General features: G+C 64.7%; 20 protein-coding genes. 19 read left to right on the forward strand and 1 reads right to left on the reverse strand.

Going from position 1 to position 21,025, the window contains the following annotated elements; genetic code table 11:
- The first annotated feature begins 26 nt into the window (after positions 1 to 26).
- The 17 genes from KVY23_RS05275 (at position 27) to holA (ending at position 17,793) form a co-directional block, all read left to right on the forward strand.
- Positions 27 to 746: a GntR family transcriptional regulator gene (locus KVY23_RS05275; RefSeq protein ID WP_230555593.1), complete on the forward strand. Its 720-nt coding sequence runs from the start codon at positions 27 to 29 to the stop codon at positions 744 to 746.
- 229 nt (positions 747 to 975) lie between these two features.
- Positions 976 to 2,154 carry a Xaa-Pro peptidase family protein gene (locus tag KVY23_RS05280; protein WP_269417616.1) on the forward strand — a complete coding sequence of 393 codons (1,179 nt, stop codon included), beginning with the start codon at positions 976 to 978 and terminating at the stop codon, positions 2,152 to 2,154.
- A 3-nt stretch (positions 2,155 to 2,157) separates the two neighbouring features.
- A complete protein-coding gene (locus KVY23_RS05285; RefSeq protein WP_230555594.1) occupies positions 2,158 to 3,387 on the forward strand; it encodes a PLP-dependent aminotransferase family protein in 1,230 nt (409 codons plus the stop codon).
- Positions 3,384 to 4,607 carry a M20 family metallopeptidase gene (locus KVY23_RS05290; RefSeq protein ID WP_230555595.1) on the forward strand — a complete coding sequence of 408 codons (1,224 nt, stop codon included), beginning with the start codon at positions 3,384 to 3,386 and terminating at the stop codon, positions 4,605 to 4,607. Before KVY23_RS05285 ends, KVY23_RS05290 begins: the two co-directional genes overlap by 4 nt.
- 174 nt (positions 4,608 to 4,781) lie before the next feature.
- Positions 4,782 to 6,158: an MFS transporter gene (locus KVY23_RS05295; protein ID WP_230555713.1), complete on the forward strand. Its 1,377-nt coding sequence runs from the start codon at positions 4,782 to 4,784 to the stop codon at positions 6,156 to 6,158.
- Positions 6,155 to 7,117: a D-2-hydroxyacid dehydrogenase gene (locus tag KVY23_RS05300; RefSeq protein WP_230555596.1), complete on the forward strand. Its 963-nt coding sequence runs from the start codon at positions 6,155 to 6,157 to the stop codon at positions 7,115 to 7,117. The genes KVY23_RS05295 and KVY23_RS05300 overlap by 4 nt, the downstream gene beginning before the upstream one ends.
- 44 nt (positions 7,118 to 7,161) lie before the next feature.
- Positions 7,162 to 8,445: a glutamate-5-semialdehyde dehydrogenase gene (locus tag KVY23_RS05305; protein WP_075840384.1), complete on the forward strand. Its 1,284-nt coding sequence runs from the start codon at positions 7,162 to 7,164 to the stop codon at positions 8,443 to 8,445.
- Positions 8,446 to 8,492: 47 nt separating this feature from the next.
- The gene (locus KVY23_RS05310) at positions 8,493 to 9,380 is read left to right on the forward strand and encodes a MoxR family ATPase (protein WP_230555714.1); all 888 of its coding nucleotides are present in this window, start codon (positions 8,493 to 8,495) and stop codon (positions 9,378 to 9,380) included.
- 1 nt (position 9,381) lies between these two features.
- Positions 9,382 to 10,797, forward strand: coding sequence for a VWA domain-containing protein (locus KVY23_RS05315; RefSeq protein WP_230555597.1), 1,416 nt, complete (start codon positions 9,382 to 9,384; stop codon positions 10,795 to 10,797).
- A 61-nt stretch (positions 10,798 to 10,858) separates the two neighbouring features.
- Positions 10,859 to 11,599: a nicotinate-nucleotide adenylyltransferase gene (nadD, locus tag KVY23_RS05320; RefSeq protein ID WP_230555715.1), complete on the forward strand. Its 741-nt coding sequence runs from the start codon at positions 10,859 to 10,861 to the stop codon at positions 11,597 to 11,599.
- Entirely contained in the window at positions 11,596 to 12,024 is a 429-nt protein-coding gene (rsfS, locus tag KVY23_RS05325; protein WP_206508573.1) for a ribosome silencing factor, read from the forward strand. Before nadD ends, rsfS begins: the two co-directional genes overlap by 4 nt.
- Positions 12,021 to 12,683 (forward strand): histidine phosphatase family protein, encoded by a 663-nt coding sequence (locus KVY23_RS05330; RefSeq protein WP_206508574.1) that lies wholly within the window; start codon positions 12,021 to 12,023, stop codon positions 12,681 to 12,683. Before rsfS ends, KVY23_RS05330 begins: the two co-directional genes overlap by 4 nt.
- A 100-nt stretch (positions 12,684 to 12,783) precedes the next feature.
- Positions 12,784 to 13,473: a diglucosylglycerate octanoyltransferase gene (octT, locus tag KVY23_RS05335; protein WP_371829761.1), complete on the forward strand. Its 690-nt coding sequence runs from the start codon at positions 12,784 to 12,786 to the stop codon at positions 13,471 to 13,473.
- Positions 13,470 to 14,303, forward strand: a complete 834-nt coding sequence (locus KVY23_RS05340; protein ID WP_230555599.1) for a DegV family protein — start codon at positions 13,470 to 13,472, stop codon at positions 14,301 to 14,303. Before octT ends, KVY23_RS05340 begins: the two co-directional genes overlap by 4 nt.
- 104 nt (positions 14,304 to 14,407) lie before the next feature.
- A complete protein-coding gene (locus KVY23_RS05345; protein WP_230555600.1) occupies positions 14,408 to 15,235 on the forward strand; it encodes a ComEA family DNA-binding protein in 828 nt (275 codons plus the stop codon).
- Entirely contained in the window at positions 15,232 to 16,773 is a 1,542-nt protein-coding gene (locus KVY23_RS05350) for a ComEC/Rec2 family competence protein (protein ID WP_230555601.1), read from the forward strand. Before KVY23_RS05345 ends, KVY23_RS05350 begins: the two co-directional genes overlap by 4 nt.
- Positions 16,774 to 16,818: 45 nt before the next feature.
- Positions 16,819 to 17,793: a DNA polymerase III subunit delta gene (gene holA / locus KVY23_RS05355; protein ID WP_269417586.1), complete on the forward strand. Its 975-nt coding sequence runs from the start codon at positions 16,819 to 16,821 to the stop codon at positions 17,791 to 17,793.
- Positions 17,794 to 17,859: 66 nt separating this feature from the next.
- Here holA and rpsT read toward each other — a convergent pair whose 3' ends face one another.
- Entirely contained in the window at positions 17,860 to 18,120 is a 261-nt protein-coding gene (rpsT, locus tag KVY23_RS05360; RefSeq protein WP_075840395.1) for a 30S ribosomal protein S20, read from the reverse strand.
- A 400-nt stretch (positions 18,121 to 18,520) separates the two neighbouring features.
- On the opposite strand from rpsT, the gene KVY23_RS05365 reads away from it, so the two are divergent.
- Together KVY23_RS05365 and KVY23_RS05370 are read left to right on the forward strand one after the other, a co-directional pair.
- Positions 18,521 to 20,050 carry a circularly permuted type 2 ATP-grasp protein gene (locus KVY23_RS05365; RefSeq protein WP_230555717.1) on the forward strand — a complete coding sequence of 510 codons (1,530 nt, stop codon included), beginning with the start codon at positions 18,521 to 18,523 and terminating at the stop codon, positions 20,048 to 20,050.
- Positions 20,051 to 21,025, forward strand: a complete 975-nt coding sequence (locus KVY23_RS05370; protein ID WP_230555602.1) for an alpha-E domain-containing protein — start codon at positions 20,051 to 20,053, stop codon at positions 21,023 to 21,025.

The following is a 21,025-nucleotide window of genomic DNA, read 5'->3' on the forward strand; positions in this document are numbered from 1 at the left end:
CGGGTTCACAGAAGGAGGTTCGTTCGATGGTTCATTCTCGAAGACTCACACCACTCAATGCGCGCAACACTTCTATGGTGATCGCCGACCAGATTCGCGATCGCATCATCGACGGCTCGTATTCGCCGGGCGAGCAGATCAACGAAGCGAACGTTGCTGCTCAACTCGAGATTTCTCGCGGACCGGTGCGCGAGGCGCTGCAACGTCTCAATCAGGAGGGTTTGCTGGTGAGCTACCGCAATCGCGGTGTGTTCGTGGTGGAGCTCAGCAGCGATGACGTCGCCGAGATCTATGAGTCTCGTGCGGCCATCGAGGTGGGCGCCGCGTGGACGTTGGTGCACGGCGATCCGACGGTGTTGAAGGACACGGCCGTGGAACTGTCCGCGATCGTCACGCAGATGCAGCCGTTCATCGACAAGGCTGACTGGCTGGGACTGGCCGAACGCGATCTGGCGTTCCACACTGCTTTGGTGGCCGCGACGGGCAACAGTCGAATGTCACGCATGTATGCCACGCTCGCTGCGGAGGCGCGCATCTGTATGGCGAATCTCGAAACCGCGTACTTTCGGCCCGAAGCGCTGGTCGAGGAGCATCAGCTCCTGGTAGATCTGCTGGTCGGCGGCGACTGGGCCGCTATGGAAGCCGGTGTGCACGAGCACATGGACACTGCTATCGAAGACCTGACGCGCGCGATGCGCGACGAGGCCGCAAAACGCGCAGATTCCGTTCTCGCCGAACCGTCCTGACGCAACGCAGAAGTTACACGACTCGTCTTGCAGTAATACCGCCCCCCGCCTAGCCTGATTGTCAACAATCTGCAAAATGCATACGGGCTGGTCCTCCACACCCGAAATGCCTCGAGAGGGGGTACCAGTGAACGAGAACGACTACCACGAAGCGGCACTCACCAGCGCGGTCGGAGCTGATCACGCGCCAGGGCTTGCCGAATACTTCGATTCGCCCAACAGCACGCCGATCACGTTCACCGACAGCGAGTACTCCACGCGGCTTGCATCGGTACGAACGCGGATGGTGTTCCAGAATTTGACCGCCTTGATCGTCACGGACCCATCGAACCTGTACTACCTGACCGGCTACAACGCTCTGTCGTTCTACACGCCACAGATGCTGTACGTCCCGCTCGAGGGTGACCTGTACTTCTTCGCACGCGAGATGGATGCCAACGGCGCATTTCGCACGTCCTGGCTTCCCGGCGAGCAGACGTTCGGGTACCCCGAGACATTCGTTCAACGAAAGGACACCCATCCCTTCGTGTGGGTGTCCCAGAAGCTCCGAGAACTGGGTGTGGTCAACAACTTCTCGCACGGTCAGGTCGGCCTCGAGATGGACTCCTACTACTTCAGCCCCAAGGCTTTCGAAGCACTCGTCAAATCACTCCCCGAGTACCGCTTCACCGACTCCTACGAGCTCATCAACTGGGTTCGAGTGGTCAAATCCCCGGCGGAGATCGATCTCATGCGCGGTGCCGCACTCGTCTGCAATTCGGCGATGACAGCGGCCTTCGAGTCGATCGCTGTGGGCGCGCGTCAGTGCGACGCCGCCGCCGCGATCACGAACGCACAGATCAAAGGAACGTCCGATTTCGGTGGTGACCACCCCGCCATCGTGCCGATGCTGCCGACCGGCGCGGGTGCCGACACCCCGCATCTGACGTGGTCCGATCAGGTCTTCCTCGGCGGCGAGACCACGGTGGTGGAACTGGCCGGCGTGTTCCGCCGTTACCACGTTCCGATGGCGCGCACGATCGTGCTCGGTAAGCCGAGCGCGCGTCTGGACTACCTCGCAAAGTCCACCGGTGACGCGCTGAACGAAGTTCTCGCAGAGGTCCGACCAGGGGCGACCACCACCGAGTTGGCCCAGGTCTGGAATGTCAGCCTCGCCAAGCACGGACTGCACAAACCGTCGCGAATCGGCTACTCGATCGGCATCGCATATGCCCCCGACTGGGGCGAGCGGACGGTGAGCATCCGTACGGATGACGACACGGTCCTCACCGAGAACATGACATTCCACATCATCGGCGGAATGTGGATGGACGACTACGGATACGAGGTGTCCGAGGCCGTGCGTGTGACCGACAGCGGTGTGGAGACCTTCACCGACTACCCGCGACACCTACTGACGAAGGAGTGAGACATGATCGCCACCACCATTCCATGGTCCCTGCGCACCGACAAGCTGGTGGGGTCGGTGATCGATTCGTCGACATCGCTGCTCGCCGCGCAGAAACATGACATCGTTCGCTTCGCGATGGGCTCACCGGCCGCAGAAACAGTTCCAGCAGCAGCATTTTCGGATATCGCATCGACGGTGATGACATCGGACGCGATGGATTACGGGGCAACCGAAGGAGATCCGCGCCTGCTCGATTCCTTGATCGGGTACCTCGACTCGGTGGGCGAGCCGTCCTCGGCCGATCGGATCGTGATCACCTCCGGTGGAATGCAGGGCCTCGATCTCGCCTGCAAGCTGTTCGTCGATCCAGGTGATCTCGTCATCGTCGAGAGCCCCACATACACGAACGGGACTGCCACGGTGCTCAGCTACGGCGGCGACGTGCTGGAAGCGCCGATGGACGCCGACGGGCTCGTCGTGGAGGCTCTCGAAGACCTCGTCGAGCAGGCCGGCCGTCGGCCGAAGATGATCTACGTCATCCCCAACTTCCAGAATCCCTCGGGCACAACGATGTCGCAGGCCCGGCGTGTACTCCTGCTCGAGCTGGCGCACAAATGGGGCTCGATCATTCTCGACGACGACCCATACGGTCTCTTGCGGTTCGAGGGTGAGCACATTCCGAGTTTTGCCGCGCTGAGTCCGAACGACCCACTGCTCTTTTCGGTCCGAACCTTCTCCAAGATGATTGCGCCCGGTCTGCGAGTCGGCTGGGTGGACGCAGCTCCCGAGGCGCGGCAGCTGTTGATCAACGCCAAGCAGGCGATGGACACGTGCACCAATCTTCCGGCTCAACGGATGATCGCCGAGTTCATCGACAGGGGCCACCTCGCAACACACATCACCTCCCTGGCCGGGGTGTATCGCCCGCGCAAGGTCGCGATGCAGCGGAGCCTGAAGAAGCACTTCGGGGACCTCGTGTCGACGACCGATCCGGAGGGTGGGTTCTTCCTCTGGGCAACGCTGCGCGGCAGTGCCGCATCGATATCGACGCAGGACCTCTTCGAGGTCGCGCTCGCCGAAGGGGTCGCCTACATTCCAGGACCGGCGCTGTCGGTCGGGGGCAAGTTTCACGACTCGCTTCGCCTGTGCTTCGCATCCTCGAGCCCGGAGCGGATCGACGAGGGCGTCAAGAGGCTTGCGGCGGCGGTGGACAAGGCGACTTCGATGCTCGCCAGCGACCCCACTCGATGACGCGGCCCGACTCGAGTTCGCTGGAGCAGCTCCTGCTCGACAGCATCGACGCCGACGACATCGTCTCGCTGGCGTCGGCGCTGATCGATGCCGGTGGCGAGAACCCCGGCGACACCGAGCAATCCGTGGCGAACGTTCTCGTCGACAGGTGTAGATCGCTGGGCTTCGACATCGAGATCGACGAGGTTGCGCCGGGCCGCCCCAACGTGATCGTCAGTATCGGTGGCTCGGATCGACCCGGCTTGCTGTTCGTCGGACACTCCGATGTCGTGCCCGCGGGCGGAGGCTGGACCACCGACCCGTTCGAGTCAGTGGTGCACGGCGGCCGACTGTACGGCCGCGGGGCATGCGATATGAAAGGTGGGCTGGCCGCAGTTGTGATCGCGATGGCTGCGCTGAAACATTGTGGCGCAGTGGGTGATGCACCGATTTCCCTGGCGTGCCTCGTCGACGAAGAGGAGACTGGAATCGGGATCCGCGAGTTCGTCCGTGCCCCTGCCCGGCGCCGGTACTCGCACTGTATCGTCGCCGAACCGACCGACCTGGTGACCATCACCGGGTGCCGGGGCGCAGCCAATCTCGAGATTTCGGTGACCGGCCGATCGGCACACGCCGGACGACCCAGCAACGGACGCAACGCCATATCAGCAGCTGCGCGAATTGTCGTCCTCATCGACTCCCTTGCGTCGGAACTACGCGCGTGCGCTGATCCACTGCTCGGGCCCGCGACCTGGAATGTCGGGACGATCGAGGGCGGTACCGGTACATCGATGGTGGCCGACCGGTGCGTGCTCACGGCCGACCGCCGGCTCCTTCCGGGGGAGAACGCTGCGGACATCGCGGCGCAACTGAAAACCCGCATCGCTGCGGCAGGTATCGGCGGCGACGGGATCGAGGTGGAAGTACGTGTGTCGATGGACATGCCCGGCTTCTCCACCAGCGACCGTGCCGAGCTCTGTATCGCGGCGGTAGAAGCGGTGACCGACGCAGTCTCACCCCGCGGGACCGACGTGTGGACGGCCTCGTGTGACGGCGGTTTCATAGCGAGAGACCTGGGTATCCCGACCATCGTGCTGGGGCCGGGAGAGATCGAAACTCAAGCGCACCAGCCCGACGAGTCGGTCTCGGTCGATCAATTGCGTGACAGCGCAAGGGCGTACGTACTTCTGGCGTCCAGACTCATCACGTCACCAGCGGTTATGGCACAAAGAACGGGGTAGCGCCAGAACGGCACAAGTGCGTTCCGTAAGGTCGAGCGCTGCACAGAACCAACCCGACGCTCCATATTTCCCACGAAGCGAAAGGTATTGGACGTGACGCAGTCACCCAGCAACCTTGCCGGCAGTAAAGATTCCGACAATTCGACCACCGGATATCCGCCGAATCATCACGATCTGAGTCCAGACGAAAGCAAGATTCTCCACCGCGCCGTCGGGGGGTCCGCTCTCGGCAACGCTGTGGAGTGGTTCGACTACGCGGTCTACGGCTACCTGGCCGTGTACATCGCCGCCAACTTCTTCCCGTCGGAGGATGGTGGCGCGAGTCTGCTCTCGACATTCGCGGTGCTCGCGGCATCGTTCATCATCCGCCCGATCGGCGGAATCGTGCTCGGGCCACTGGGTGACCGGATCGGACGCCAAAAGGTTCTGGTGCTCACCATCACACTGATGTCGTTGGCCACCGCGACCATCGGGTTGTTGCCCACGTTCGACACCATCGGGATCCTGGCACCGATCTTGCTGCTGATGTGTCGTCTGGTGCAGGGGTTCTCCACCGGTGGCGAATACGGCGGCGCGGCCGTGTTCATGGCCGAATACGCGCCGGACAAGCGACGCGGATTCTTCGGATCGTTCCTCGAATTCGGCACCCTGGCCGGCACAGTCACCGGCGCCACACTGGTCACGCTGCTCAACCTCGGACTCGGAGACGAGACGATGGAAGCCTGGGGCTGGCGAATCCCGTTCCTGGTGACCCTCCCGCTCGGTATCGTGGCACTGTGGCTGCGCACCAGACTCGACGACCCACCGGTCTTCGCCGAAGCCAAAGCCGAGGGCGGCACCGTCTCCACCGAGGGCGCGGCAGGTGGCGCGATCGAGTCGCTGAAGTTCACCCTCACCTACTGGCAGCGAATCCTGATCCTCATGGGATTCGTTCTGCTGCTGAACATCGCCTACTACACGGTGCTGACGTTCCTGCCGACGTATCTCAGCGATACGCTCGGCCACAGCACAACTCAGTCCAACTTCACCCTGGTCGTCATCATGCTCATCATGATGGCAATCATCTCGCCGATCGGTGCCCTGTCGGACCGAATCGGGCGCAAGCCGCTGCTGCTCGCAGCCTGCGTCGGATTTTTCGTGTTCAGCGTCCCGCTGTTCCTGCTGATCATCAACACCGGTCTGGTCGGGCAGTCGATCGCACTGCTCGGACTCGGACTGCTGCTCGTGACGATGACCTCGTGCATTTCGTCCACCCTTCCGGCGTTGTTCCCCACCCAGGTTCGTTACGGCGGCTTCGCAATCGGGTACAACCTGTCCACATCCTTGTTCGGCGGGACAGCGCCGCTGATCCTGACCTTCCTGATCGACAAGACCGGATCGAATCTGATCCCGGGCTGGTACATGATGCTCGCCGCGGCGATCGCGTTCGTCCCGATTCTGCTCATGCCCGAGACGGCTGGTCGCTCGCTACGTGGCACCCAATGCCCGGGTGACAACGACGACGAGGTTGCCGCTGCCGGATACGAACTAGTGGGGTACAAGCGCCGATGACGACGAAACCAGTGGTAGTGGTGCTGCACGCAGACAACCTTCCCGAGCACATGGACTCCGTCTCCGCAGTGGCCGAGGTGCGCTACGCCACGGCCGAGAACCTCGGCGACGCGATGCCCGGCGCGGACGTGCTACTGCTCTGGGACTTCTTTTCGCCCGCGGTGCGGCGCGTGTGGGATCGATGCGACTCGTTGAAGTGGATTCACATCGCCGCGGCGGGTGTCGATTCGCTGATGTTCGACGAGCTCGTGCAATCCGAGGTCATGGTGACCAACTCGCGCGGAATCTTCGACCGCCCCATAGCGGAATTCGTCCTCGGGCAGATCCTCGCGTTCGCGAAGGACTCGGCACGCTCGGCCGATCTGCAACAGAGGAAGGTCTGGAAGCACCGCGAGACCGAGCGCATCGATACCGCGCACGCGATGATCCTCGGCACCGGAGCCATCGGGCGTGAGATCGCACGGCTGTTGTCGGCGGTGGGAATGTCGGTATCCGGGGTGGGACGCACCGCACGCGGCGGCGATACGGACTTCGGGGTCGTGCACGCCAGTTCCGAACTGTCCCAGGTCGTTCACGACGTGGACTACCTCGTACTGGTCGCGCCGCTGACGGATGCGACCAGAGGGGTGGTCGACTCCGAGGTTCTCGGCGCAGCGAAACCCGGTGTGCGCGTGATCAATGTGGGACGGGGTGAACTGCTCGATACCGAAGCGCTCCTGACACACATGCGCTCCGGGCAGGTCGCCGGCGCGGCGCTCGACGTGTTCGAGCAGGAGCCGGTGCCGGAGGACAGCCCGGTGTGGACCACCGAGAACCTCGTGATGACGCCGCACATGTGTGGAGACGCGCTCGGCTGGCGCGCTCGGCTGGCTGAATTGTTCGTGGAGAATTTCGAACGGTTCGGACGCGGTGAGGACCTGAAGAACGTCGTCGACAAGCGACTCGGGTTCGTGCCGTAGCGGTGACTCGGGTGCGTCCCGTACCACTGACTAGTGTGTAGAGCATGACCGCAGCACAAGTTTCTGCCGAATCGGCGCCGGGTTCGTCGGACGGACGTGAGGATGTTCACTCCGCCGCGCGCCGCGCTCGAGTCGCCGCTCGATCGTTGGCTCTGCTGACCACGGCCGAGAAGGATGCCGCCCTGCACGCCGCAGCCGAGGCAGTACTGGCTGCAGCACCACAGGTTCTCGCCGCCAACGTCGCCGACGTGGAGGCAGCTCGCGCCGCCGGGACCGACGAAGGTCTGCTCGACCGGCTCAGGCTCACCGAGGACCGCATCGATGGGATCGCGTCCGGTCTCCGTCAGGTAGCGGGCCTACCGGATCCGATCGGCGAGGTGGTACGTGGTTCCACACTGCCGAACGGTCTGGAGATCCGGCAGTTGCGTGTGCCGCTCGGTGTCGTCGGAATGGTCTACGAGGCTCGACCGAACGTCACCGTCGATGCTTTCGGGCTGGCGTTCAAGTCCGGCAATGCTGCGCTGCTGCGCGGTTCCTCGAGTGCCGCGCAGACCAACGCGGCACTGGTGGACGCTATCCGCACCTCGCTCGGTAGCGAGGATCTCCCGATCGACGCAGTTCAGCTGCTCTCCAGCGCCGACCGCTCCTCCGTCACACACCTGATCCAGGCCAGAGGGCTGGTCGACGTCGTCATACCGCGCGGCGGCGCCGGACTGATCTCTGCGGTGGTCCGTGACGCGACGGTCCCGACCATCGAGACCGGTGTCGGAAACTGCCACATCTACGTGCATTCGGCCGCCGATCTCGAGATGGCCGAGAAGATCGTGCTGAACTCGAAGACTCGGCGGGTGAGTGTCTGCAATGCTGCCGAGACGATCCTGGTCGACGCCGCGGTGGCCGAGACCGCGGTGCCACGGTTACTGCAGGCATTTCAGGCCCACAGCGTCGTCGTGCACGGCGACCTGCCAGGCCTCGTCCCCGCCACCGACAGAGACTGGTCGGAGGAGTACCTCTCGCTCGACGTCGCACTCAAGGTCGTCGAGGACATCGACGCCGCAATCTCCCACATCGATACCTACGGCACCGGCCACACCGAGGCAATCGTGACCAGCGACCTCCGCGCCGCCCGCGAGTTCAGCACCCGCGTCGACGCCGCCGCGGTGATGGTCAACGCCTCGACCGCCTTCACCGACGGTGAACAGTTCGGCTTCGGTGCCGAGATCGGCATCTCGACGCAGAAGCTGCATGCACGCGGACCGATGGGGCTTCCCGAACTGACCTCCACCAAGTGGATCGTGTGGGGCGAAGGGCACACGCGCACACTCTGATCGCGATGGCAGATTCCTGCTACGCGCACCGAAACAAGGGAGTTCACGTGGACCGAGCAGTACCGACGGCACCGCCGCTGTTCGGCAGCGTCGACGATGTCGTCACGCGCCTCGCCGAAACCGGCTACCTGGCAGACAAGGCGACCGCGACATCGGTCTTCCTGGCCGATCGACTCGGCAAGCCACTGCTCATCGAGGGCCCGGCGGGTGTGGGCAAGACCGAGCTCGCCCGTGCCGTCGCACAGACGACGGACGCCGAGCTGGTTCGGCTGCAATGCTACGAGGGGGTGGACGAGGCCCGGGCGCTGTACGAGTGGAACCACGCCAAGCAGATCTTGCGTATCCAGTCGGGCTCGGCCGATCACCAGAACTGGGACGCGACCAAACTCGATGTGTTCTCCGAGGAATTCCTGCTCGCACGGCCGCTGCTCCACGCCATCCGCCGCGAGGATCCGACGGTGCTGCTGATCGACGAGACGGACAAGGCCGACGTCGAGATCGAGGGCTTGCTGCTCGAAGTACTGAGTGATTTCGCCGTGACCATCCCCGAGCTCGGCACCATCACCGCAACGCGAAAGCCTTTCGTGGTGCTGACCTCCAACGCCACCCGTGAGTTGTCCGAGGCGCTCAAACGTCGGTGTCTGTTTCTGCACCTCGACTTCCCCGACGCAGACCTCGAACTGAGAATCCTCGCGAGCCGCGTACCGGAACTACCGGAGGCAATTGCCGAGCAGATGGTCCGAACGGTGCGTGTGCTGCGCGGCATGCAGCTCAAGAAACTGCCTTCGGTGGCCGAGACCATCGACTGGGGCCGAACACTGCTCGCCTTGGGCATGGACACCCTCGACGACGATGCAGTCCGCGCCACGCTCGGAGTGGTGCTCAAACACCGATCCGACCAGGACAAGGCCGCGGCCGAGCTCCGGTTGAACTGACGTGTACTCCCCGCGCGGTCTGCCCGGACACCTGGTCGACTTCGTCGAAGCACTCCGTCGGCGCGGAATCGACGTCGGGCCCTCGGAAACCGTCGACGCCGGCCGAGTGATGTCCGTGCTCGACCTGCTCGATAGAGAGGCTGTCCGCGAGGGACTGGCCTGCTCGCTGCTACGCAGGCCGACTCACCGCGCCACCTTCGACGCGCTGTTCGACCTGTGGTTTCCAGTGGCAACCGGACAACGAGACTCGGGAAAAATCGACACTGCACTGCCCCGAACCGACGAAGGTGAGATCGACTACACCGCGTTGCGGGAGCTGATCACCGAACTCCTCATCGACGGCGGCTCCGACGCCATCGAACTGACCGAGATGTTGGCCGCTCAGATGGTCGAGGAGCTGGGACAGTACAAATCCGCGAACGGACCGTCCTTCTCCTCGTACCAGGCACTGCGTGACGTCGCCCCCGACACTCTGCTGAGCAAGATCCTTGATGGTCTCCTCGGCAACGCCGACGCCGGACCGGATCGCGCGTCCGGTAGCTACGAGGACGAGGTCGCCAAGCGCACCGCCGCACAGCGCATCGCAGACCTACGCAAAATGGTCGACAAAGAGACACGACGACGCGCAGCCGAACAGCTCGGCCGCAACCGAGTCGCGAGCTACAGCGTCCCGAAGCTTGCTGAGGACGTCGACTTCCTGCGCGCATCGGACACCGAAATGGTGGCCCTGCGTCGGAGTGTGACGCCCCTGGCGCGGCTACTTGCCAGCAGGCTCGCCGCGCGCAGAAAGCGCAGCCGAGCTGGATCTATCGACCTGCGGCGCACACTCCGCAAGTCCATGTCGACTGGTGGTGTACCCATAGACCTGGTGCAACGCAAACCCCGTCGTGCGCGACCGGAGCTCGTGGTGCTGTGCGACGTGTCCGGATCGGTGGCCGGCTTCAGCCACTTCACGTTGCTGCTCGTGCACGCCCTTCGAGAACAGTTCTCCCGCGTCCGAATCTTCGCGTTCATCGACTCCACCGACGAAGTCACGCGATTCTTCGACTCCGGTTCCGATCTCGGGGCAGCGATGGCAGCCATCATGGCCGAGTCGAACCTGATCACCTACGACGGTCACTCCGACTACGGGAACGCCTTCGAAACATTCGACGACAAGTACGCGCAGTCAGTGACGTCACGGACATCGGTGCTCGTCCTCGGCGACGCTCGCACCAACTACCGCGACCCAAAAGTCGCCGCGTTGGCGCACACCGTTTCGGTGGCCAAACACGCCTACTGGCTCAATCCCGAGCCCAAAGGGCAATGGGGATCGGGCGACTCCGCGACCCGGGCATACGCCGAAGTCATCAGCATGTACGAGTGCCGCACCGCCCAGCAGCTCAGTGACATCGTCTCCCGGCTACTGCCGGTCTGAGCGCGAAGTAAGCTCGTCAACCGTGCAGCAACAACACCGGACGGTCCGCAGGCTGGGAGTGATGGGCGGGACATTCGACCCCATCCACCACGGCCACCTCGTCGCAGCCAGCGAGGTCGCCAACAGCTTCGGGCTCGACGAGGTCATCTTCGTGCCCACCGGAACGCCATGGCAGAAGCAGGGCAAGGTGGTCAGCCCCGCCGAGGACCGCTACCTGATGACCGTGATCGCGACCGCGTCCAACCCTCGATTCTCGGTCAGCCGGGTCGACGTGGACCGAGAGAAGCTGACCTACACCGTCGACACCCTCCGCGACCTCCGTGCACAGCACCCTGCCGCCGAGCTGTACTTCATCACCGGAGCCGACGCGCTCGAGAGTATCCTGACCTGGCAGAACTGGGAGGAGCTGTTCGAGCTGGCAAAATTCGTCGGAGTATCGAGGCCCGGCTTCGAACTCGGGGTCGAACATCTGGCCGACCATCTCCAAGATCTCCCGCAGGACGCACTGACCCTCATCGAGATCCCGGCCCTGGCCATCTCCTCGTCCGAGTGTCGGCTCAGAGCCAGCGAGAATCGGCCCGTCTGGTACCTCGTCCCGGACGGTGTGGTCCAGTACATCTCGAAGAGAAATCTCTACAGGCCGCGTGACGAACAGCGGATGGACGGCTCGGTCACCATGTCCGAGCCGGTCCCACGCAAGACAGAGACCGACCCGCCAGAACCGGCGCAGCCAGAACATGACGGCCCGACGCAGCCCGTTTCGGAGCAACATGGATCAACCTTGGGAGAGAAGAACACGTGACTGCAACAGACCAGGCCACCTCGATCGCGCGCATCGCCGCACTCGCCGCCGATGACAAACTCGCGACCGACGTAGTAGTTCTCGACGTCTCGGAGCAGTTGGTCATCACCGACTGCTTCGTCATCGCGTCTGCCCCCAACGAACGCCAGGTCAACGCCATCGTCGAGAATATCGAAGACAAACTCCGCGAAGAGGGATTCAAGCCGATTCGCAAAGAGGGAACACGCGAGGGACGCTGGGCCCTGCTCGACTACATCGACGTCGTCGTCCACGTGCAACACAACGACGAACGCAACTTCTACGCGCTCGAGCGACTGTGGAAGGACTGCCCGACCGTGGCGGTGCCCGGGCTCGGCGAGCGAACGGACACCGAGGACAACGGTGCATCGAATGACGAGGCGTCGAACCCGGAACCGGAGCAATGACCCAAGAGGTGAAGCGTCAGCTCATCCTGTTGCGCCACGGCCAGACCGACTACAACGCGACCGACAGGATGCAGGGCCAACTCGACACCGATCTCACGGAACTGGGACAGACCCAGGCCAAGACCGCCGCCGCTGAACTCGCCACTCGCTCGCCGATGCGCATCGTCGCCTCCGATCTGCGGCGAGCCTTCGACACAGCCGTCGCGCTCGGCGACGCAAGCGATCTGTCGGTCACAGTCGATACCAGACTCCGTGAAACTCACCTGGGCGACTGGCAGGGGTTGACGCACCACGAGGTCGACGAGCGTTCACCAGGCGCTCGCGTCGCCTGGCGCGCCGACGCAACCATGGCCCCGCCGTCCGGTGAGAGCCGCGTCGACGTTGCGCGGCGCAGCGTCCCCGTCGTCACCGAACTGTGTGCTGAACTGCCGGACTGGGGCGGCGCCTCGACCGCCCCCGTGATCCTGGTCGCGCACGGTGGCCTCATCGCGGCCCTGACAGCGGCTCTGCTGGACCTACCGGTCGAAAGGTGGCCGGTGCTGGGCGGACTGTCCAACACGAGCTGGGTGCAACTGAGCAGTCACGGAAACGACGAGTCTCTCCGGTGGCGGCTCGACGTATGGAACGCGTCCGCGAGAGTGGCCAGTGACGTCCTCTGAAAATCCGCCTGCTTCTTCGGGTCATTCCGCAGGCTCCACTCCTGCTTCTTCGGGTCATTCCGCAGGCTCCACTCCTGTCCTTTTGGTACTTGCTGATTCGTTGAGTTACTACGGCCCCGAGGGTGGGCTGCCGGTCGACGACCCGCGTCTGTGGCCCAACCTGGTCGCCGCAGAACTGGGCTGGAAGGTCGAACTGGTCGCGCGGATCGGATGGACCAGTCGTGACATCTGGTGGGCTCTGACACAGGACCCCCGGGTGTGGGCGGCCATCCCCAGAGCCGGCGCCGTCGTGTTCGGAGTCGGTGGAATGGACTCGCTCCCGTCGCCGCTGCCGACAGCGCTGCGCGAGCAGATTCGGTATGTGCGTCCTCCTCTTCTCAGACGGGCAGTACGCGCGGGGTACGGATGGTTGCAACCCCGACTGTCGCATCTCGGCTGGCCGGTGGCATTGCCCCCGAAGCTCAGTGTCAGCTACCTCGAGCAAACGCGGGCCGCTCTGGCATACGTACGACCGGAGCTGCCAGTGATCGGCACACTGCCCTCGGTGCATCGGTGCGATGCGTACGGCAGGGTGCACTCGGGCCGCCCGGCGGCCGAGCGAGCGCTGCGTGCGTGGAGCGCCGACACCGGCGTGCCGCTGGTAGACCTCGCCGCAGCGGTCCGCAGCAACATCTTTTCCGAGGAGGCCAACCCGGACGGAATCCACTGGGGTTGGGACGCGCACGTCGCTGTCGCCGAGGCCATGTTGGCTGAACTCGAGCCGGTACGCGTGAAAGGCGGACACCCGTGAGAGTTGCTGTGGTGACCGACTCGTCGGCGTGCCTCGACGGCAGGATCACACGGGATCTCGACATCGCCGTGGCGCCGCTTCATGTGTTGGTGGACGGTGTCGATCTGCGCGAAGGAGTCGACACCATCCCGGACGACTTCACCGCCGGTGGATCGGTGACGACGGCAGGAGCCTCACCGGGTGAGCTGATCGGTGTGTACCGCGAAGCACTCGAACGCAGTGGGGGAGCGGGAGTGGTAGCGGTGCACGTATCGCGCGGGCTTTCCAGCACCTGGGAAGCCGCGCGGAGAGCGGCACACGACATCGGCGACCGCGTCCGGATCGTCGACTCGGCCTCGGTGGGCATGGGCCTCGGGTACGCGGTACTGGCCGCGGCGCGAGCAGCCTCGCAAGGAAAGAACGCGGACGAGGTCTACGACGAGGCCGTCGGCGTGGCAGCTCGGTGTCGAACGTTCGTCGTGGTGGACCGGCTCGATCATCTGCGGCGCGGTGGCCGAATCGGAACAGCCGCCGCACTGCTGGGCACGGCGTTGGCCATGAAACCAGTCCTGCATCTCAACGACGGCAAGCTCGTCCTGGCCGAGAAAACTCGCACAACGAGCAAGGCTCTGGGCAAGCTGGTCGATGCGGTCGCGGACGTCGCCGGAAAACGGGGGGTTGCGCTGACCGTGCACCATATGCAGTGCGAGGATCGCGCCGAGACCGTTGCCTCGATGCTGCGCACGCGGATTCCCGAGGTCAGCCAGCTGGACATCGTCCCTCTCGGGGCAGTTCTGGGCGCCCATGTAGGGCCCGGCGCGGTCGGAGTCGCGGTCTGCCCCGAGGGCTGATTCAGCCGCCCTTCACTGGGGTTCTCCACAGGCCGCAGCTTCATCCACAGCCCGATTCGCGTTCCGCGCCCTCGCTGCCGCCGGCGAACGATACCGTCCCGGGCATGTCACGTGGTGTCGACGCCCGGCCTCTAGGCCGCGACAGGTCCCTTCTCGGCCCCGATCCGGACACCTCCGACGGCAGCACACTGCGCCCGGGGCGAGACATGCACGACGACCGGCACGAGTCGGCCCTGACGCCGTATCTCCCGGAGCGCTGGCGCGCGGCGCGGCTCGATCCCGGACACCGGGGCATGCTCGCGCTGTGCGGTGTAGGAGTGATCGTCCTCGCTGTCGCCGGCTTTGCAGTCATGCGTGACTCGCCGGCTGTTGCCCCCGTGCCGGCGCTGCCGGTCGTTGCACCGCTGGCCGTCGAGCCGTCAGGCTCGGCCGAAACCCCCGAAGCGGTTCCAGAGAAGCCCGCGCTCATCGTCGTCAGTGTCGTCGGCCTCGTCTCCTCGTCCGGGCTCGTCCATCTCCCACCCGAATCCCGCATCGCGGACGCCTTGGCTGCGGCCGGTGGTCCGCTTGCGGGCGCAGATGTGTTGGCGCTCAATCTCGCTGCGAAACTCAGCGACGGCGACCAAATCGTCGTCGGCGCCGTCCCGGCCGAGGGGCGGGCAACCGTCAGCACGACGATGAAAGACGACGGAGCGGGCCCAGAGGCAAACGCGTCGCCGGGAACAGCCGGCGGATCCGGTGGAGCCGTGAACCTCAACACCGCGACCGTCGCAGAGCTGGACACCCTCAGCGGAGTGGGACCGGTGACCGCCGCGAGCATCATCGCCTGGCGCGATTCGAACGGGCCTTTCACCGACGTCGGCCAATTGGCGGAGGTGGACGGCATCGGGCCCGTGCGACTGGACAAGCTCAGACCCCAGGTGACCGTGTGACCGAGCCGCTTGTTCGACCGTACGACATTCGCTTGGTTCCAGCGGCGGTCGCCGGGTGGGGCGTCACCATCGTCGGTGTCCTGTTCGGATCCGGCACGGTCGCGGCCGTCGCCGCTGCATGCGGTGTCACCGCGATATTGGCAGCACTCGGACACTCCCGGTTGGGTGGGTGGGCAACAGGTGTGGTCGCGTTGGCGCTGATTGCGGGGTGCTACTCGGGCGCGGCAGCACTGCGGTCTTCACAGTTCGAGTCCCATCCTGTCGGCGCCGCAGCGGCAGAGGGCGGGTGGGTGAGCGCCGTCGTCGAGGTCCGCGAGGATCCGCGCAGAGTGCGGTTTCCCGGCCCGGAAACAGTGTCCATCCGGGCCGAACTGAGGCGAGCGGACATCGCCGGCAGCCCTGTCGAACTCGGTGGCCGCGTCCTGGTGATGGCACCCGCCGAGGGCTGGGAGGATGTCCTGCCCGGGCAATCGATCACGCTGCGCGGAAAACTGGCACCGCCCATCCGCGCAGATCTCACCGTCGCCGTAGTGCGCGTGAGCGGTCCTCCGCTGCAAGTGGATCCACCGGGGGCGATCGCGCGGATGGCGTCGGTGGTGCGGGAGTCCCTGCTGGCCGCTGCCGCCGACGCCTTACCCCCGGATCAAGCCGGACTGCTTCCCGGCCTCGTGGTCGGTGATGTCTCCGCCCTGCCTGAGTCGGTCGAGGACGACTTTCGCGCTGCGGGATTGACTCACCTCACAGCGGTGTCCGGAGCGAACTTCGCGATCGTCCTCGGAGCGGTTCTGTTGGCGACCCGCTGGATCGGTATCGGGCCGTATTGGACTGTCGCCGTGTGCGCGGTGGTGCTGATCGCGTTCGTCGTGATCGCTCGACCGTCGCCGAGCGTGCTGCGGGCGGCAGTGATGGGCGGCATCGGACTGCTCGCCCTTGTTACCGGCCGACGTCGTCAGGCAGTGCCCGCGCTGTGTACGGCGGTGTTGGCTTTGCTCGCGTGGTGGCCGCAGCTGGCGGTGGACTACGGATTCGCACTCTCGGTGCTGGCCACCGCCGGTCTGGTTGTAGTCGCCCCGGTCTGGGTCGATTGGCTGCGAGGCCACGGATGGGGACGCGGGGCCGCCGAAATCGTTGCAGTTGCCGCTGCGGCCCACGCGGTGACAGCGCCGATCGTGGCGGCGATGGCGGGTACGTTCTCGGTCGTCGGGGTGCTCGCCAATATCGCAGTGGCGCCGATGGTGGCGCCGATCACCGTCGTCGGAGCCCTGGCTGCCGTGATAGCTCCGTGGGCCAGTGCACCCGCCTCGTGGATCCTCGAGTTGGCATCCGCACCGCTCTGGTGGCTGATCACCGTGGCGCACTGGAGCGCGTCGGTCCCGTCGGCAGGTCTGCAGACTCAGGACGGTCTCACAGGGGCCGCGGTGGTCGTTGCTGCGACGATCGTGGTGCTCGTGTCGCTGCGCAGTCGCGTGCTGCGGTGGCTGGCCGGCGCGGCCGCCTCGACTGTGCTGCTGTGGTGGCTCGGTGCTTCGGTTCTGTAGCGAGCGATGTGTATTCGGTCGGACCGGCATGGCACGATCGGTGCTGTGAATGCCAACAATCCGGCGGTGGAGCCTCTGCACCTGGTTCTCGGTGACGAAGAACTACTGATGGATCGCGCGGTGGCACAGATTGTCGCGCGGGTGCGAGCGGCTGCGCCCGGGGCCGAGGACCTGCCGGTGACGAAACTGCGGACCGGTGACGCGAGCGCACCGGAACTCCTAGAGCTGCTCAGCCCGTCGTTGTTCGCCGAGGACCGGGTGGTGGTGCTCGAAGCTGCTGCAGAAGCAGGCAAGGACGCGGTAGCTCTGGTCCTCGACGCGGCCGCGGACCCGCCGGAGGGCGCGGTGCTCGTCATCATGCATTCCGGGGGTGGCCGCGCCAAGGCGATGGTCGGTGCGCTGCAGAAGGCAGGGGCCGTCACCCACGAGTGCGCCAAGCTCACCAAGTCGGCCGAACGCGTGGAGTTCGTTCGCCGCGAATTCAGCGCAGCCGGGGTTCGAGTCGGCGGGGACGTGGTGGAGGCCGTCGTCGAGGCCGTTGGTTCGGAGCTACGCGAACTGGCCGCAGCCTGCTCGCAATTGGTGGCCGACACCGGCGGCAAAGTCGACGTGGCGGCGGTGGGGCGCTACTACTCCGGCAAGGCCGAGGTTTCCGGTTTCGACGTGGCCGACCGAGCGGTAGCGGGGGACCGGCCCGGTGCACTCGAAGCGCTGCGCTGGGCCATGCACCGCGGAGTTCCGCACGTACTGCTCGCCGACGCACTTGCGGATGCGGTTCGGACCATCGCTCTGGTCGGATCCGCGGGGCGGGGAGACCCGTTCGCGATGGCGAGCGAACTCGGTATGCCACCGTGGAAAATCAAGAAAGCACAGGCCCAGGCGCGCGGGTGGACCGGCCAGTCGATCGGACGGGCCCTGTGTGTCGTGTCGCAGCTCAATGCGGACGTGAAAGGGCAGGCCGCCGACGCGGACTACGCCGTCGAGAACGCTGTCTCGGTCGTGGCCGGTCTGAGCAACTGACCGACAGCGCGTGAACACGAAAAAACCCGCTCGGTGAACCGAGCGGGTTTTTCGAAGAGGTGAGCCTCAGAGCTTGTTGACTGCCAGAGCCAGAGCCGACTTCTTGTTGGCCGCCTGGTTCTTGTGGATGACACCCTTGCTGGCAGCCTTGTCCAGCTGGCGTCCTGCGGTCAGGAGAATGGCGGATGCCTTTTCCTTGTCGCCTGCAGTTTCGGCAGCACGGAAGGAGCGAATGATCGTCCGCAGCGAGGACTTCACCGACTGGTTACGCAGACGGCTGCGCTCGTTGGTGAGAATCCGCTTCTTCTGGGACTTGATGTTGGCCACGCGTAAAATCCTTCTGTCTTCGTCGGTATTCCGGTCAGGGCGATCCATGCTGGAATGCCCGAAGTCTGCTGCCGAGCTGTACAGCCCAGCGCCGAAGATCGAGAATACCAGTACACAGGGCAGAACCCAATTCCGGCAGTCAGCAGCCGTCCCCCGGCTCGGGCCGGGCCGAGGGACGGGTGCGAACAGATGCGGTCCGTCTCGAGAAATTAACGTGTCCAGCGCGCCCGACCGGCCCACCTGTAGCAACATGACTCGGATGAGTCCGCGATCCGCAGCTTCCGAACGAGCAAAGACCAAATCTGGCAGATCGAAACCGGTAACTCGCGAGAAACCCCAGGCAGACGGTGTTTTCAGTGGCTACTCGGATGTCGGCAAATACGGTCTGGCCTTCGACGAGATGTTCGACGCAGACGGCAAGACCCGTTCGCCGTACAAGGGCATCCACACTGCACTCGAGCCCGCCAGCCCCGTAGACCTCGACGCGCGGTCCGACGCCCTCGGACGCGCGTTCATCGATCAGGGCATCACCTTCTCGCTGTCCGGCCAGGAACGACCGTTCCCGCTGGACCAGGTACCGCGCGTCATCGCCGCGGGCGAATGGACCCGTCTCGAGCGGGGCATCAAACAGCGAGTCAAAGCGCTCGAGATGTTCCTCGCCGACATCTACGGCGATCAAGAAATCCTGCGCGACGGTGTGGTGCCGAAGCGCCTGGTGACCTCCTGCCAACACTTTCACCGTGAAGCGATCGGCATCGTGCCGCCCAACGGTGTCCGAATTCACGTCGCCGGCATCGACCTCATCCGTGACGCGCAAGGCACCTTCCGGGTACTCGAGGACAATCTCAGGTCACCCTCCGGTGTCTCCTACGTCATGGAGAACCGTCGCACAATGGCCCGGGTCTTCCCGGATCTGTTCGCCTCGCACCGCGTGCGCGCAGTGGGGGATTACGCCTCGCATCTGTTGCGGGCGCTCCGGGCTGCGGCTGCCCTCAACGAGGCCGACCCGACCGTGGTCGTGCTCACCCCCGGCGTGGCCAATTCCGCCTACTTCGAACACTCGCTGCTGGCGCGGCTGATGGGTGTGGAGTTGGTCGAGGGCCGCGACCTGTTCTGTCGCGACAATGTGGTCTACATGCGTACCACCGAAGGCGAACGCCAGGTCGACGTCATCTATCGCCGTATCGACGACGATTATCTCGATCCGATGCAGTTCCGGCCTGACTCGGTGCTGGGTGTGGCAGGCATCGTCAACGCCGCGCGCGCCGGCAATGTGGTCATCTCCAGTGCAGTCGGCAACGGCGTCGGCGACGACAAACTCGTCTACACCTACGTGCCCACCATCATCGACTACTACTTGAACGAGAAGCCGCAGCTCGCCAATGTGGACACCTTCCGGTGCTGGCTCGACGCGGAGTGCGAGGAAGTCCTGGATCGGGTCGACGAACTCGTCATCAAGCCCGTCGAAGGATCGGGCGGGTACGGCATCGTCTTCGGTCCCGATGCCTCGCCGAAAGAGCTCGCGACCATCACCAAGAAGATCAAGGCAGACCCGCGTGGGTGGATCGCGCAGCCGGTGGTGCAGCTGTCCACCGTGCCGACCAAGATCGGTGACCGGCTGGTTCCGCGGCACGTCGACCTTCGGCCTTTCGCCGTCAACGACGGAGACGACGTGTGGGTTCTCCCAGGCGGACTCACCCGAGTGGCGCTACCCGAGGGCTCGCTCGTGGTGAACTCGAGCCAAGGCGGTGGCAGCAAGGACACGTGGGTACTGGCCTCACGTACCTCCCAGGAAGAGCAGGAGCTCGCCGGTGAGGAGATCGTCAGCGAGCCACCGGAATCGCCCAGTGTGGAACAGGGGCCCGAGCTGACGATGGATCAACAACAGCAACAGCAACAGCAACAGCTCGCGAACGGTGGTGGACACTAGATGCTCGCTCGGAACGCAGAATCGCTCTACTGGATCGGGCGTTACGTGGAGCGGGCAGACGACACTGCTCGCATCCTGGATGTGACCGTCCATCAACTGCTCGAAGACGCCACCGTGGACCCGGATCAGATTTCTCGAGTTCTGCTCAGGGTGCTGGGCTTCAAGCACGAGCCGGACGTCTCTCTCGATGTGTGGTCGCTGACCGAACTCGTCGCATTCAGTCGCGACGGAAGCGGATCGATCGTCGACTCACTGTCCAGCGCACGCGAAAACGCGCGCGGTGCACGTGAGGTCACCTCCAGTGAGATGTGGGAATGCCTCAACACCACCTACAACGGTCTCAACGAAAGCATCAGAGCGTCCAAACGCACCGGCCCGCACGAGTTCTTCAGCTATATCGAGGAACGCGCGGCCATGTTCGCCGGGCTTGCCGATTCGACGCTCAGCCACGACGACGGCTACCGCTTCCTCATTCTCGGTCGCTCGGTGGAGCGGATCGACATGACCGTGCGCCTGCTGCTGTCGCGCGCAGGCGACCGACCCTCCTCGCCGGCGTGGGTGACGGTGCTCCGTTCGGCCGGTGCGCACGATACGTACCTGCGCACGTATCGCGGGGCTCTCGACGCTCAGCGCGTGCTCGAGTTCATGTTGCTGGACAGGCTCTTTCCGCGGTCGGTGTTCTACGCGCTCAGTGAAGCGGAGCGATCCCTCGATCGACTGGACCATCAACCGAACAGTCGCGTCGGCGCGCGCGCGGAAGCGCAGCGCCTTTTGGGTCGCGCACGCAGCGAACTCGAATTCCTGCGCCCCGGAGCGTTGTTGGACGATCTGCAGGAACGACTGCTCTCGCTACAGGAGACGTGTCGCGACCTCGGTGAAGCGATTTCGAAGCAGTACTTCCACGCCGCGCCCTGGGTCGCGTGGACAGACGCCGGTTCCGGCGCATTCGAAGACCAACTGGAAGGTGAATTGTGA

It is taken from the genome of Rhodococcus sp. I2R (genome assembly GCF_020889545.1).
In the GTDB taxonomy this organism is placed as follows: domain Bacteria; phylum Actinomycetota; class Actinomycetes; order Mycobacteriales; family Mycobacteriaceae; genus Rhodococcoides.

Coding starts and splice junctions, on each gene's coding strand:
- KVY23_RS05275 (WP_230555593.1), top strand. CDS start 27: ATGGTTCATTCTCGAAGACTCACACCACTCAATGCGCGCAACACTTCT.
- KVY23_RS05285 (WP_230555594.1), top strand. CDS start 2,158: ATGATCGCCACCACCATTCCATGGTCCCTGCGCACCGACAAGCTGGTG.
- KVY23_RS05290 (WP_230555595.1), top strand. CDS start 3,384: ATGACGCGGCCCGACTCGAGTTCGCTGGAGCAGCTCCTGCTCGACAGC.
- KVY23_RS05300 (WP_230555596.1), top strand. CDS start 6,155: ATGACGACGAAACCAGTGGTAGTGGTGCTGCACGCAGACAACCTTCCC.
- KVY23_RS05305 (WP_075840384.1), top strand. CDS start 7,162: ATGACCGCAGCACAAGTTTCTGCCGAATCGGCGCCGGGTTCGTCGGAC.
- nadD (WP_230555715.1), top strand. CDS start 10,859: ATGGGCGGGACATTCGACCCCATCCACCACGGCCACCTCGTCGCAGCC.
- KVY23_RS05330 (WP_206508574.1), top strand. CDS start 12,021: ATGACCCAAGAGGTGAAGCGTCAGCTCATCCTGTTGCGCCACGGCCAG.
- KVY23_RS05345 (WP_230555600.1), top strand. CDS start 14,408: ATGTCACGTGGTGTCGACGCCCGGCCTCTAGGCCGCGACAGGTCCCTT.
- KVY23_RS05365 (WP_230555717.1), top strand. CDS start 18,521: ATGTTCGACGCAGACGGCAAGACCCGTTCGCCGTACAAGGGCATCCAC.
- KVY23_RS05370 (WP_230555602.1), top strand. CDS start 20,051: ATGCTCGCTCGGAACGCAGAATCGCTCTACTGGATCGGGCGTTACGTG.